The sequence below is a fragment of the Mammaliicoccus sp. L-M44 genome (assembly GCF_022386355.1).
Classification (GTDB): Bacteria; Bacillota; Bacilli; order Staphylococcales; family Staphylococcaceae; genus Mammaliicoccus; species Mammaliicoccus sciuri_A.
The window spans coordinates 1-15373 of the sequence record NZ_JAJNIU010000025.1 but is presented as its reverse complement, the minus strand read 5'-3'; the positions used below and the strand labels follow the sequence as shown (position 1 = coordinate 15373).

Genomic DNA, 15373 nt, shown 5'->3' with positions numbered 1-15373 from the left:
GACCTCCTATTAAGTTCTATATAATGCATTAATTTTTACGTAATCATAGCTCAAATCGCATCCGAAAGCGGTAGATGAATGATGAGAATTTCCAACTTTCGCTTCTATTTCAATTGTATCTTGCTCCATTTTAGCTTTTAAATCTAACTCATCAAATGTTACATTCATACCTTTACTAACTAATAAATGTCCACAAAGCCAAACGTCTACTTCGTTAGTATCTACAGTATGATCTGCATAACCAATTGATGTTACGATTCTTCCAAAGTTTGGATCAGCACCGTGTATTGCAGTTTTCACTAAGCTTGAACCTACAATCGTTTTTGCAATTGCACTATTTTGAGCTTTCGTCTTAGCACCTTTGACATTAACTTTGATTAACTTCGTCGCACCTTCACCATCTCTCGCAATACTTTGAGCTAAAAATTGACTCACATATTGGACTGCTTGAGCGAACTTCTCCCATTCTGGATGTGATTTAGTTAATGTTTGACCACTTTCACCATTAGCTAAAAGTATAACCATATCATTTGTACTCGTATCACCATCAACTGTAATCATATTAAACGTTTCATCAACAGATTCTTTTAATAAGCCATTCAAATCTTCAGATTCAACATTTGCATCTGTTGTCATAAAGCCAAGCATTGTAGCCATATTTGGATGAATCATGCCTGACCCTTTACATGAACCGCCAATCGTAATCACTTCATCATCAATTTTAATTTGTACTGCTATATGTTTAGTCTCTTTATCAGTTGTTAAAATAGCTTCATTAAAATCAGAAGAATGCGCATTATTGAGAATATCAATATTATTCACACCATATTCAATTTTTTGCATAGGTAAAAATTCGCCAATCAAGCCTGTTGATGCAATTGCGATTTGATGTTCAGGTAATTGTAGTTTAGATGAAATCCATTTTTGAGTTTGCTTTGCATCATCCAAACCTCTTTGACCTGTACAAGCATTTGCGATGGCAGAATTAATAACAATTGCAGAAAGTTTGTGTTCAACATTAATACTTTCTTCAGTGACTTTTAATGGGGCTGCTTTAAAAGCATTTTGTGTATATACCGCTGCACAATTAGCTGGAACTGATGAATATAACCAACCAAAGTCTTTCTTTTCTCTACGTAAGCCAACATGCATGCCGCCTGCAATGTATCCTTTAGGTGACGCGACATCACCTTCTTCTATAACGATCATTTCAGAGTCAATTAATTCTTCAGTCTTATCTAACATCAAATTCCTCCTATTCTATGGGTATATTGGTAATAAATTTAATCCTTCATCTTCATTAAATCCAAATAATCTATTCATGTTCTGAATTGCTTGACCACTTGCACCTTTAACGAGATTATCTATAACTGCAACGATAATAGCTTTTTGTCTGTCTTCATCAACATAAATACCTATATCGCAGTAATTACTGCCTAGAACTTCTTTTGTTGTAGGGAATTCGCCAAGGTCTCTTACACGAACAAATGGTTTTTCCTCATATTTCTGTTTATATAATTGATGTAATGCTTCTTCACTTGTTTGATCTTTTAAATCTACATAAATAGTAGCCAATATACCTCTTGTCATAGGAACGAGATGAGGTGTGAATGTCACTTTTATGTCTGATTTCGAGACTTGTGATAAATATTGTTCAATTTCTGGCGTATGCTTATGGGAACCTAATTTATAAGCTGAAAAGTTTTCATTCGCTTCTCCAAAATGAACATTTTGACTTAATGTTCTACCAGCACCTGAAACACCAGTTTTAGCGTCTATTATAATCGTGCCTTTATTAATAAAGTCACTTTCTAAAAGAGGGTGTAAAGATAAGAGTATTGCAGTTGGGAAACAACCCGGGTTTGCAATAATTTGTGTCGATGATCCATCCACATTTGACCACTCAGGCAAGCTATACACCGCTTCATCCAATACACTCTGAGGAGCTGGCTTTTCTCCGTAATATTTTTCATAAATTGTGGGGTCTTTCAACCTAAAGTCTCCAGATAAATCGATTACTTTAATACCACGTTCTATTAATTTAGGAATAAAATTCTTGCTCACATTTGAGGGGGTCGCAAAAAATATTAAGTCACATTGCACTGTTTCTACATCTAAACTTGTGAATTGTTCAATAATATTATTTTGTAAATGTGGATATGTTTCCTTTATATCTTGACCAGATTTCGAATGCGAGAATACATATTTGATATTCACTTCTTTATGCTGATTTAATAATCTCATCAATTCTATTGCTCCGTATCCACTACCACCGACTATACCTATATCTAACACGAAAACACCTCTTCTATTTTTAGTATTATAATACTTTAGATAAAAATTGTTTCGTTCTTTCGTTTTGAGGATTATCAAATATTTGTTCAGGTGTACCTTCTTCTTGAACAATTCCTTCATCCATAAATATCACATGGTCGCTGACATTTTTAGCAAATCCCATTTCATGTGTTACAACGACCATTGTCATACCTTCTTTGGCTAAATCTTTCATAACACTTAATACTTCACCAACAACTTCGGGGTCTAAAGCTGAAGTTGGTTCATCAAATAAAATAACTGCCGGGTTCATCGCTAACGCACGAGCAATCGCTACACGTTGCTTTTGTCCACCTGATAATTTAGAAGGATAAACATCTGCTTTATCTTCTAGACCAACTTTTTTAAGTAATTGTTTAGCTTGATCTTCTAATTTGGATTTTTGTCCTTTTTTCAAAGTTAAAGGTGTTAGTGTAATATTTTCGATTACTTTTTTATGTGGAAAAAGATTAAAACCTTGGAAAACCATGCCCATTTTTTGTCTTAATTGATCCAACTTTGCACCTTTCGTATTTGTTAAATCATTATTTTCAAATACGATCTGTCCAGAGGAAGGTTCTTCTAATAAATTCAAACATCTAAGAAGCGTACTTTTACCACTACCAGATGGGCCGATAATCGCAACAACTTCCCCTTTTTCAATATTTAAATTAATACCTTTCAATACTTCATTTTTACCAAATGATTTGTGTAAATCGTTAACTTTAATCACTTACACTAAACCTCCTTTCAGCAAAGTACATCACTCTAGATAACGTAAACGTTAAGATAAAGTACAATACTGCTGCTACTAATAATGGTGTAAATGGATCAAATGATGCCCCTTGAACAACTTGAGCATTAAACATCAATTCACTTACGCCGATAACAGAAACTATAGAAGATTCTTTAATAACTGTTACAAATTCATTACCTAATGCAGGTAAAATATTTTTAATGGCTTGTGGCAAGATAACTTTAGTCATAGCTTGCGATTTATTTAATCCTAATGATCTAGCCGCTTCCATTTGGCCATTATCTACTGCGTTAATACCAGCTCTAATAATTTCTGCAATATAAGCACTACAGTTAATGATGAGTGCGATAATACCGCAAATTAATGCTGATAAATCTAAGCCAAGTACTGCTGTTGTACCGAAATAAACTAAGAATACTTGAACGAGTAATGGTGTACCTCTTATAAATTCGATGTAAACTGAAGCTATCGATTTAAATATTTTACTATTACTTAATTTCATAAGCGCTAAGAAGCAACCAATTAATGCCCCTGCTACTACACCTAAGAATGATAATAGAATCGTATAACCTACACCATGTAAGAAATATGAACCATATTTACTGAAGAAAGAACCATCATCGAACATTGCTTCTGTCGCTTTATCTTGATAGTCTTTAATCAAATTATTGTCTCGAACTTCTTTAACACTCTTATTAACTCTCTTCATTAATTCAGGTGAATTTTTCGGTAATGCAATGGCTGTTGTCTTGTCTGCATCTGAAAATGTAACATCTGAATATGTTAAATTAGGATTCTTCTCTAAATATGCATCAGCAACAGGTCCTTCAATAATCATGCCGTCTACTTTTCCAGAATTAAGTGACATAATAACTTCCGGTACTCTCGTTAATGAGCTAACTTGAGATTCTGGCATTTCTGTTTTTGCCAATTCTTCTTGAGTCGTTTGCTTTTGCACACCGACCATTTTTCCTTTAAAATCATCAATCGTTTTTAATTTGTCTTTATCTTTTTTCTGTATAATCATTCTTTGATTAACTTCCATATAATCATCAGAAAAATCAACTTGTTTCTTTCTCTCAGGAGTTGGAGCCATACCAGAAATAATCATGTCGATTTTTCCAGTTTTTAAAGCACCTAGTAAACTATCAAATTGCATATTCACAATCTTAAGTTTAATATCATTGTCTTTTGCAATTTTTTTAGCAAGTTCAATATCTATCCCAGCATATTCACGTTCACCATCTTTAGTGTGCTCAAACTCATAAGGTGCATAATCTGCTGATAAGCCTACTCTTAACTCGCCTCGTTCTTTAGCTTTATCCCATTGATCAGTTTCTGCAGCTTGTGACTTTATGGGGGCTAAATAAGGAATTGTAAGTAGTAAACAAATTGTTGCTATAACTACTTTAGTAAATACATATCTTTTCAAATTCGTTACCTCCTGAATTAATAATATTCATTATTATACGCATTTATGAAATTTTATGCAATAGCTTTTTATAAAAAAGTATGAACGAACGTTCATTCATACTTTACTTAGTTGAACTTCATTTTCACTGTATCCAGTTGTGATAACTTCAAGTGCACTATCTAATGAAATTTCAACCATATTTTGTACGGCTGTCTGTGTATAAAATGCAATATGAGGTGAAATTAATACATCGTCACGTGACATCAATTCTTTTAAAGTAGGATCTTCAATTTCTTTGTCTGTATAATCATATGAGAAATATGCAAACTCATTTTCATATACATCTAACGCTACACTATGTAATTTACCGCTATTTAATGCTTGAATGACATCATTAGTCTTCACTGTCGCACCTCTAGCTGTATTCACTAAATATGCACCATTTTTCATATATTTAATCGTCTCTTCATTAATAATATATGTCGTTTCTTCATTTGCTGGAACATGTAATGTGATTAAATCGGCTTTAGATAATCCTTCTTGTAAACTTTGTACATATTCAATATCGCTTAACGATTGATCATAAGGGTCATACCCGATCACTTCCGCACCAAATCCTTTAAATAATTGTGCTGACACTTTACCTATTCTACCAACACCTATAACCAGTACCGTCATACTTCTTAGTTCTTTAGCGATTACTGTTTCATCCCAAGTAAAATCTTGATGTTCTACTTTTTTATTTATTTTATTAATGTTTCTTATTAATTCTAGTGCTCTACAAACTGCAAATTCCGCTATCGCATTTGGACTATATGAAGGAATATTTGTAATTTTTATATCATGTTTTGCAGCTTCATCTAAATTAAACATATCAAACCCAGCCGCACGACCAGCAATTTGTTTAATACCAACATCCTTAAGTGCTTCGTATATTCTGTCATCAAACTTAAATAACTGTTGAGTACTCACACCATCAAAAGACGATAAAGTATGGACATTTTCTAAAGTTAAATCCTCTTCCGTACATTCAATTTCATGACCATTAGTTTGACCCCACTGATATGCATAAGGCTTTTCATCTTCTCTTATATTAAATAATTTAAATCGCATAATTCGTTCTTCCTTTCAGTAAGAAATAAATAATGATTAATTCTACAACACTTTATGAAAACAAACAATCTATTTTTCATAATATTCTTACAATTAAAAGTGTATGTAATATGGTGAATAACTTATTTATCAAGAAGTGAAACTAATTAGCATCCTTATGAACAGATTTGTCTATACTTGTTCGTAACGATGGCCTTGTGAACACTTCTTGCCAAACTTGTATATAACGGGGTTGTTAATTACAAAAGTCTACCGAAGTGTTACTATGGATAGCCATAATTACAAAACTCGGCTGAATTGTTACTATGGACAGCCTTAATTACAAAACTACTGAGAATTGTAATTACTGATATCCTTATTTGCACTTCTAACCAAATCTGCTAATAACGCACCCAGTATTTGCACTTCTCGCCAAACTTGCTAATAACGACACCAGTATTCAGACATATTTAAAGGCTGAGACATTTTTCTTGTCTCAGCCTACTCTACATTTTAATTATTCTCTTTAAATAAAAACATTTCTTGATTGTATTTTGGAAGTATTTTTAAACAAACTTTATGTACGATATATGCAAATAAAAACGGTATGACGAAATATGCTACGCCAAGTATTAAAATATTTAAAAATACTGATCCTTCCATAAATTTTAATGCGTTTGCTGGTCCAACAAATCCGGTATAACCAAATCCGGTAGACATTGGCGTACCTTTTATGCCAACAAAATAAGTTAGTAATCCACTCATTAGTCCATTTATGATTAATGGTACTGCGATGATAGGATTTTTAAAATATACTGGAATCATCATTTTAGCAGCTCCGATAATAAGTACGATATTGATACCTTTATCGTTTACTTTCCATGACCCCATTAAGAAAGTCACACATGCAGCAACAATCCCCATATTGCCAGCTCCTGAACTTAAACCATTTAAACCGACCGCAGTAGCAATTGCTACAACTGAAATTGGCGTTACCATTAATAATGCATAAGTAATCGCAATTAATATACACATCATTAAAGGATTCAATGTAGAAAATTGTTCTATTAATTTGCCGATACCTTTTGTTACATTACTAACATATGGAAGTGTCAGCATACCTATAAATCCACTGACAACTGAAATAATAATTGGCATAATCAACATATCTAAAGAACCAAATTTTCCTTTCAATTTAATCATCAAGTAACAACTGATAATTAAAACAACGATTAAATTGACGACATCCCCTATACTTACAAATATAAATTGACCATTTTGTATTTTCACAGCGCCTGAACCTATTAATCCTGCAGCACCAATCATAACTGCATCAGTAGCTTGGAATTTAAATTGATGTGCAACAACGATGCCTATAATAAAACTCATCGCAAACTGCATAAGTAATAATGCTTGATTAAACATTTCTAATAGCGGATGAAACTGTGATAAATAACTAAATAACACACCAAGTATGGCGTTAGGTATTAATGCTATAACAATGCCTACACCTATACCATTTAAAATATTAAAGAAAAATTCCTTTACTGTGAAATGTTTATCCATAAAATGCCTCCTGAAATAATATGTATTAATGATATATGACTTTATTTTTATAGACAATGCTATTTTTACTATTTTACTTTACTTTGGTATAGTTTAATGTAATAGTTTAAATAACAACGTTGTTATAGGAGGATTTTTACATGTTTAATATGATTTCACAAGATAAAAATACAATTGTAATCAGTGACAAGCAAAACGAGCATTTCTTTACAATCCGCATATTAGAAGATTACTTAATCAATATTAAATCTTCTACAGAGAAAGAGATCACTTTACCGACTTGGACCATTACACCTGGAGATACTGAATTACCTTTCGAAGGTCTCTCTAGATACGACCAATCTAACTTTTCATGTCCACAATATGAAATTTCAGAAGAACAAAACAATATTATAATTAAGACAAAGTCATTAAAACTTATCATTGATAAAGAAGATTTCTATTGTAGTTGGTATGATATAAGTTCATCTGACAAAGAAATTAAAATTATGCAAGACCGTAAGACAGGCAGTTATCAACATCAAATATCAAGAAATCATCCGACTTGTCATTATTTAAATAGAGATAAAAATGAAATGTATTTTGGTCTCGGTGAAAAGAGCGGAAAAGTGAATAAACATGGCAGACGATTCAGAATGAAAAATATAGATGCTATGGGCTATAATGCTGAAACGACTGATCCTCTTTATAAACATATTCCTTATTATCTCACATACAAAACTGATGAAAATATATCATTTGGTATCTTCTACGATGATTATCAAGACTCTATTGTAGATCTTGGACAAGAGTTAGATAATTATCACGGTCATTATAGATATTATGAAACTAAATCAGATTTTCTTGATTATTACGTTATTGCCGGTCCATCTATTCAACAAGTAACGACGCGTTTTAGTCATTTAACAGGTAGACCAACACTCATGCCTGAATGGAGTTTGTCATATTCTGGCTCAACAATGCAATACACAGATTTGCCAAATTCAGATGAAAGACTGATATCTTTTCTAAATCAATGTAACACACATAATATAACGATTAGATCTTTCCACCTTTCATCAGGTTATACATCCATTCATGATAAGAGATACGTTTTTAATTGGAATTACGATAAATTTAAAGACCCAAAATCTTTTGGTAAAGCTTATACAGATCAAAATGTAGAATTAGTTGCGAATATTAAACCTACCCTACTTACAGATCATCCTTTACTAGATGAAGTATTAGCATTTGATGGATTTATTAAAGATATGAATGGTAAACCGCTTCTTGTACAATTTTGGGATGAAAAAGGATACTATTTAGACTTTACTAATAAAGACACTATTAAATGGTGGCAATCTAAAATAGAACAACAATTATTATCTAATCATGTTAACTGTACATGGAATGATAATAACGAATTCGAAATTTGGGATGATAAAGCTAAAGTAAATGGTTTCGGCAATGAAGCAAATTTCCAAGATTATAAAGCAATCATGCCTATATTAATGATGAAAGCATCAAGAGAGATTCAACAAAAATATCATAAAGAACAATATCCATATATCATAAGTAGATCTGGTGCAGCTGGTATGAGTAAATACGTTCAAACTTGGACGGGTGATAACTATACGAGTTGGCATACATTAAAATATAATAATGCTATGGCAATTGGGTTAAGTCTATCTGGTGTTTATAACTTTGGCCATGATATTGGCGGTTTTTCTGGTGATAAACCAGAAGCAGAATTATTTTTAAGATGGGTACAATGTGGTGCTTATTATCCAAGATTTTCAATCCACTCATGGAATGATGATGGTTCTGTAAATGAACCTTGGATGCATAATGAAGTCTTATCTGAAGTTAAACAAGCCATGCACTTCCATGAAAAGCTTAAACCATATCTTCAGTCATTAGTTGTACAGGCACATGAAGCATATGAACCAATTATTAGACCAACTTTTTACCAATTTGAAAGTGATATAAATACTTTTGAAGAAAATGAAGAATTTATGTTAGGTGAGCATATGTTAATTGCCCCTATCGTAGAAAAAGCTCAACTAGAAAGAACAGTCTATTTACCTAAAAACAGCAAGGGTTGGATTGATTTTCATAGCGGCGAACAATTTGAAGATGGTCAAACAATAACCGTAAAAACGACTTTACAACATATCCCAACATTTGTAGTAAAAGGCGCAACGATACCAGTTTATCAAGATGATTTAAAAACAATTGAAAATCTAAAGTTCTAAATAAATAAGAACCTAAGACAATATCGTCTTAGGTTCTCTATTTTTATATAGTATCTATGCCTTCAATATTATATAGTGACACGGCGTTATTAAAGCATATATCCTTAATAATTTCAGAAAGAATTTCATCATCATCAATGATTTCTCCTCTTTCCACACGTTTACCAATCATTTCACATAAAATTCTTCTAAAATATTCATGTCTTGTATATGATAATAAACTTCTTGAATCAGTTAACATACCAACGAAAGTAGATAACAATCCAACATTTGCATATTCTACTAAATGTTGTTCCATTCCTTCTTTAGTATCATTGAACCACCATGCAGCACCTAGTTGCACTTTGACTTTATCTGAAGTAAAGTTTCCAGCTGTTGCTTGCACCATTAAGTGATCATTTGCATTATTAGGATAAATAATTGTATCTGATAATGCATCATTTTGATTTAAATGATCTAAAAATCTATTTAAATCAGTAGAACTGAGCATATCACCTACACTATCAAATCCAGCATCTGGACCAACTTCTTCAAACAATAATGTATTATTGTTTCTCACTGGTCCAAGATGAAACTGTACAACCCAATTATATTTTTTATACGTTTTACTTACTTCGGTTAAAATATATCCAGATAATCTACTTAAATCCTCCTCATCTAAGTCTTCACCATGTTTAATTTGTTCAAAATACTGTTCAGCTTGGTCTTTAGTTACATCCACTTTAAGTACTTTAGCAAAGCTTTGATCAGAACTTCTTGCGCCATTTTGATGGAAGTATTCAATACGTTCATTGAGCGCATTAATATATTCTTCCACATGATTTATTTTTGTTTCTGTAGCAATTTCTAATTGGTTAATAGATGCTTCTACATTATCTTTCGTTAAAGCGATATAACGATCAGATCTAAATGTTGGTAACACTTTGACATCAAAAGACTTATCCTCACGAAGTAATTGATGATATTTCAAATCATCACATGGATCATCCGTTGTACAGATAATTTGGACGTTACTTCTTTCTATTAATTTTCTTGGAAGAAATTCTGGTTGTTGTAAACTTTCATTTAACTGATTATATAATTGATCTTTATCAATTTTATTTAAATTTTCATTGATATCGAAATACCTTGCTAATTCTAAATGACACCAGTGATATATCGGATTCATAATACTTTTAGGCAATAAACTTATAAATGCTTCGAATTTTTCTTTATCAGTTTTGTCTCCAGTAATATACGACTCATCTATTCCGTATGCGCGCATTAAACGCCATTTATAATGATCATGTTTTAGCCAAACTTCAGTAATCGTATTAAAAGGTTTATTCTCATAAATTTCTTTCGGATCTAAATGACAATGAAAATCAAAAATTGGTATATCTTTAGCTATATTGTATAAAGCCTGTCCTTTTTCAGATTGAACAATAAAATTTTCTTTAATTAAACTCATAAATACTCACCTTTCCTATAGCCCAAGTAATTTTGGTAAAAATAACGATAATTGTGGTACGAACGTAATTAATAACAACAGTATAATTAAAATAATAAAGTATGGTATTAATGTCTTAATGACACTTTCAATTCGTACATTTGCAACACTACTACCAACAAATAACGCACTACCTACTGGAGGTGTTATATTACCTATACATAAGTTAAATGCGATTACTATACCGAAATGAACTGGATCTAATCCGATACTTTCTGCAATCGGTAAGAAAATTGGAGTGAATATAAGTACTGCTGGTGTTATGTCCATAAATGTACCGATGATTAATAAAATTAAATTCATTAACAGTAATAATAAAATTGGATTTTCAGTTAATGATAATATGCCGCCAGAAATTGCTTCTGGTAATCCTGTAAAACTCATAACGAGTGAGAATAATGCAGATGCTGTAATTAAGAATAAAATCATACCTGTAATTTCTACTGTTTCTATAATAATCGCAGGTATATCTTTAATTTTTAAATTTTTATAAATAAGTGACAGTATAAACGCATATAGAACTGCGACAGCTGCACCCTCTGTTGCTGTGAATATTCCAGCTACAATACCACCGATTACGATAATAATTAATAGTAAACTTGGAATAGCATCTAAAGTTAAAAATAATTTATCTTTCCAACTCACTTTTTCAGAAACTGGATAGCCATGTTTTTTAGCTAAAAAGTAAGCAACAACCATACAACCTAGGCCCCATAGAATTCCAGGAATGTAACCTGCAATAAATAATGCAGCAATTGATGTTCCACCACTTACTAGTGAATAAACAATCAATAATGAACTTGGTGGAATTAATAATCCTGAAGGTGCTGAAGCAATATTGGCAGCTGCAGAATATGATTTTTTATAACCTTGTGTTGTTTCCATCGGTGTCATGATTCTTCCCATTGCTGCAGCAGCTGCAACACTTGATCCTGAAATCGAACCAAACAACATATTCCCCACAATATTCGTATGTGCTAAAGAACCAGGTAATCTACCTACTAACACTTTTGCAAAGTTAATTAATCTAAACGCAATACCACCGTTATTCATCAATATTCCAGCTAGTACAAATAACGGAATGGCAAGCATTGTAAAGTTATCAATACCAGTTACCATTCTTTGGGCAGCAGTAAGTATTGTGACATCAAACGGGAAAATAAGTATTAACGTTAATAATGAACTTAAAATAATTGAAATAGCGATTGGAATACCAAATGCTAAAAATATTGCTAAAGATACAAATAATACGATTCCAGCAATTGTTGTCATTACACTTCACCGCCTTCATCATTTTCTGGTAACTCATTTGTTATAATGCCTCGAATTGAATAAAATGCAATAAAAAGTCCTGAAATTGGTAATGCACCATACATTAATGCCATTGAAACACCTGTAGCTGGTGCATATTGTGTCCAAGTAAGTGCTACAATTTTAATACCACCGTATATCATCAAAATTAAAGCAACTAATAAAATAATGATATTCGTGAGTCTTTCTATAAATAACTGTGCTTTAAGAGGAAACTTTTCTCTTATAAATAAAATGGCAATATGTTTTTTCTTACCAAATACATATGCTGCACTTAACAACGCAAACCAGATTAACAAGAAGCGAATGATTTCTTCACTTGTCGTACTTGGCGTGTTCAATATATATCTTGTTATCACTTGCCAAACTGATAAAATGACCATTACAGTTATCAATACACCAGACACAGAAAGCAAAGTTCTATCAATATAATGTGTTAATTTATTCATTTTGTTCTGCCTCCTTAATCAATTTGTATTGTTTTTCTGTTCCTTTATTATTTTTAAATTCTTCTTGTAGAGGTTTTACAGCTTTTTTGAAAGTAGACTTATCTACATCATGGAATTTCACATTCATATCTTCTTTAGCTGATTTAATTGCCTCTTTAATGGCTTTATCCCAGATGACTTCATGCTTTTCAGTAGATGATCTTGCTGCGCTTTTTATCCATCCTTTTTCTTCTTTCGTTAAATCATTGTATGCATCCTTATTCATAATTAAAATATCAGGAACGATAGCATGCTCAGTATTATAATAATTTTTTGCAACTTCTCCATGTTTATTGTCGGTCAATGCTGTTTCATTATTCTCAGCTGCATCAATAACACCAGATTGAAGTGCTGTATAAACTTCACCAAATGCCATTGGAGTTGGCGTACCACCTAATGACTTAACAAGTTGCACACTTGTTTTACTTGGCTGAACACGTGTTTTTAAACCATGTAAGTCTTTATTCGTCTTTATTTCTCTATCTTTTGTATATATATTTCTTAATCCTGAGTCATAGTAAGTAATACCTACAAACCCGTTGTCTTTAGTCGTATTAAAGAATGAATTTTGTACTTCAGGTTTTTTCATAATAGATCGAAAACTATCTTGAGATTTAAATAGATATGGCATGCTAAATAAAGAATACGACTCAGAGAAACTTTCAAGTGCACTTGCTGACACTTTTGTGAATTGAATGGCATTTGTTTGAGTCATTTCAATTGCTTCCCGTTCACTTCCAAGTTGTCCGTTCGCATATATTTTAATTTTTAATTTTCCATGAGATTTCTTTTCTACTTCTTTTTTAAATTCTTCTAACGATTTATGTACTGGATGCGTTGTAGATTGGTTGTGTGCTAGTGTTAAAGTCTTAACATCTTTATCTTGTGCGTCACTTTGTTGGCATCCATACAAAACTGTGAATACGCTTACAATTAACAGTAAAATTTTTTTCATCTCTCATCCCCCATTAATTTTAAAAAAGTAATCAAATTGACTACTTCTTTAATACTTATTGATAAGTATAAATCAAATGAAACAAAATAACAACGTTGTTATTTATAGAAAATGTGTGCTTATGGTATAATATAGAAAATAATATTTAAAGGAGACTCACATGGCTGTAACATTAAAAGACATAGCAAATGCCTGTGGTGTTAGTTATTCAACAGTAAGTAAAGCGTTAAAAAATTCTCCTTTAGTTACTGCTGAAACAACAGAGCGCATACAGCAAAAGGCAAAAGAAATGAATTATATACCTAATAATTCCGCTCGCTCTTTAGTCTCAAATAAGAGCCAAACAATTGGACTCATTTGGCCATCAGTAGACAGAGTTGCAGTATCAACTCTTGTTTCAGAAATCAATAACTTTTTAAAGAATACTGGATATTTTATGTCTGTATCAATCGATGATGTGGAAACTGCTGCGCATAAATTTTTAGAATTACGTTTTGATGGCATCATCGTATTTGATGAAGGTGAAGCTTCTACCCTACCAAGTATCATTAGTTCAAATATCCCAGTAGTAGCTTATGGTACAGACCGAGAGCTCGAATATCCTATTGTAAATGTTAATCATAAACAAGCAATGATTCTTTCATTAGATGATTTAATGCAAAATAATATAACAAATATTTGTTATATTGGAGATCTCAACACCGATGATATTCGACAAATTATAAAGAAAGAAACTTTTGAACGTTATTGTAAAGAACACAATCTTGAATATAATATGATTGATTCAAAAGGACTATCAGCTGAAGATACATTTTTTGCATTAAAGTCATATTTGACTAATCATACGTTGCCAGAAGGTATCATTTGCGGAAGTTACGATATTACTTTAGGACTCGTGCACACTTTAAAAGATTCATTAGATCAACATATTGTATACTCATACGACAATGTACCTCAATTTGACCATATGGATACAGTGATTCATTCAGTCGGTGTCCCTACTAGGAAAATTGCTGAAACATTAGTTAATATCCTTCTCAATGCAATTGAATCTAAGGAAAATCAACCTAATGTCTGTAATCTTGAGCCTGAATTAGTAAAGCGGAAATAAAGACAAAAAAATGACTACAAAATTGTAGTCATTTTTTTACTGTTGTTCCTTGATGGAATCTCATCTTCCACTCTGATTGTTTTCTAATCCATAAAGTACTCCGTTTAGTTGTTATATGATCAGTTTTATTGATTAATTCATAAGTCGTTAAGACAATTCCTTTTTGAATTTTTTCAACTATAAAATTCGAAATCTCATATTCAAATGTATGTAAAGTCCCCTCTTCAATATCACGTTTATATATCATTTTGCCCGACTTACCTATTTCTTTAAAATCATCATCAAGTAAAGTTAAGATAAACGACTTATCCATTCTATTACTAGCATCCAAATGTGCACATTCTAATTCATAAAATTGCTGTTTAATGATTTACACCTACTTTATCTTAGTAAATATAGTTCAACTTATATGCTAAAATAATAGCATAGTAATAAGTATAATCGAGGGAGTAAGTAAATGACAAATTTAAAAGAAGTAGCTAAACGAGCTGGCGTTTCACCAAGTACCGTATCACGAGTAATTAATAACCACCCTTATGTTAATGAAGAAAAAAGAAAGTCAGTACTACCGATCCAGAAGCTGGTTACTATGTTAAAGGTGAAAGAGAAAAACAATTTGCGTATAGCTTACATAGTTGTGTAG

Annotated in this window: 13 protein-coding genes and 1 pseudogene; 3 read left to right on the top strand and 11 right to left on the bottom strand. The window is 31.9% G+C overall.

What is annotated here, in order from left to right; genetic code table 11:
* Positions 1–9 precede the first annotated feature (9 nt).
* The 6 genes from argJ to LQ611_RS11920 form a co-directional block, all read right to left on the bottom strand.
* The gene (gene argJ / locus LQ611_RS11945; RefSeq protein WP_103361119.1) at positions 10–1245 is read right to left on the bottom strand and encodes a bifunctional glutamate N-acetyltransferase/amino-acid acetyltransferase ArgJ; all 1236 of its coding nucleotides are present in this window, start codon (positions 1243–1245) and stop codon (positions 10–12) included.
* Positions 1246–1260: 15 nt separating this feature from the next.
* The gene (argC, locus tag LQ611_RS11940) at positions 1261–2295 is read right to left on the bottom strand and encodes an N-acetyl-gamma-glutamyl-phosphate reductase (RefSeq protein ID WP_239709587.1); all 1035 of its coding nucleotides are present in this window, start codon (positions 2293–2295) and stop codon (positions 1261–1263) included.
* Between the two features lie 25 nt (positions 2296–2320).
* A complete protein-coding gene (locus tag LQ611_RS11935; RefSeq protein ID WP_025904793.1) occupies positions 2321–3046 on the bottom strand; it encodes an amino acid ABC transporter ATP-binding protein in 726 nt (241 codons plus the stop codon).
* A complete protein-coding gene (locus LQ611_RS11930; protein ID WP_233678371.1) occupies positions 3039–4463 on the bottom strand; it encodes an ABC transporter substrate-binding protein/permease in 1425 nt (474 codons plus the stop codon). Before LQ611_RS11930 ends, LQ611_RS11935 begins: the two co-directional genes overlap by 8 nt.
* Before the next feature lie 135 nt (positions 4464–4598).
* Positions 4599–5597, bottom strand: a complete 999-nt coding sequence (locus LQ611_RS11925; protein WP_025904791.1) for a D-2-hydroxyacid dehydrogenase — start codon at positions 5595–5597, stop codon at positions 4599–4601.
* A 492-nt stretch (positions 5598–6089) separates the two neighbouring features.
* Positions 6090–7142: a PTS sugar transporter subunit IIC gene (locus LQ611_RS11920; protein WP_103361121.1), complete on the bottom strand. Its 1053-nt coding sequence runs from the start codon at positions 7140–7142 to the stop codon at positions 6090–6092.
* Positions 7143–7282: 140 nt separating this feature from the next.
* Between LQ611_RS11920 and LQ611_RS11915 the strand changes: the two genes are divergently transcribed.
* Positions 7283–9376, top strand: coding sequence for a glycoside hydrolase family 31 protein (locus LQ611_RS11915; RefSeq protein WP_107572925.1), 2094 nt, complete (start codon positions 7283–7285; stop codon positions 9374–9376).
* A 43-nt stretch (positions 9377–9419) separates the two neighbouring features.
* Here the strand turns inward: LQ611_RS11915 and uxaC are convergent, their stop codons facing one another.
* From uxaC to LQ611_RS11895, 4 genes are read right to left on the bottom strand one after another with little or no spacing between them, the layout of a single operon-like run.
* Positions 9420–10826: a glucuronate isomerase gene (gene uxaC, locus LQ611_RS11910; RefSeq protein ID WP_103361123.1), complete on the bottom strand. Its 1407-nt coding sequence runs from the start codon at positions 10824–10826 to the stop codon at positions 9420–9422.
* Positions 10827–10841: 15 nt separating this feature from the next.
* On the bottom strand, positions 10842–12137 hold the full coding sequence (locus tag LQ611_RS11905) for a TRAP transporter large permease (protein ID WP_103361124.1): 1296 nt from the start codon (positions 12135–12137) through the stop codon (positions 10842–10844).
* Positions 12137–12625, bottom strand: a complete 489-nt coding sequence (locus LQ611_RS11900) for a TRAP transporter small permease (RefSeq protein ID WP_025904787.1) — start codon at positions 12623–12625, stop codon at positions 12137–12139. Before LQ611_RS11900 ends, LQ611_RS11905 begins: the two co-directional genes overlap by 1 nt.
* Positions 12618–13619 (bottom strand): TRAP transporter substrate-binding protein, encoded by a 1002-nt coding sequence (locus LQ611_RS11895; protein WP_103361125.1) that lies wholly within the window; start codon positions 13617–13619, stop codon positions 12618–12620. Before LQ611_RS11895 ends, LQ611_RS11900 begins: the two co-directional genes overlap by 8 nt.
* Before the next feature lie 160 nt (positions 13620–13779).
* Here LQ611_RS11895 and LQ611_RS11890 point away from each other — a divergent pair, with 160 nt between their 5' ends.
* The gene (locus LQ611_RS11890) at positions 13780–14730 is read left to right on the top strand and encodes a LacI family DNA-binding transcriptional regulator (protein ID WP_239709586.1); all 951 of its coding nucleotides are present in this window, start codon (positions 13780–13782) and stop codon (positions 14728–14730) included.
* Positions 14731–14758: 28 nt separating this feature from the next.
* Here LQ611_RS11890 and LQ611_RS11885 read toward each other — a convergent pair whose 3' ends face one another.
* Positions 14759–15097, bottom strand: a complete 339-nt coding sequence (locus LQ611_RS11885; protein ID WP_037559946.1) for a DUF4440 domain-containing protein — start codon at positions 15095–15097, stop codon at positions 14759–14761.
* A 90-nt stretch (positions 15098–15187) separates the two neighbouring features.
* Here LQ611_RS11885 and LQ611_RS11880 point away from each other — a divergent pair.
* Positions 15188–15298: pseudogene (locus tag LQ611_RS11880) on the top strand (LacI family DNA-binding transcriptional regulator); the annotation flags it as partial.
* Positions 15299–15373 lie beyond the last annotated feature (75 nt).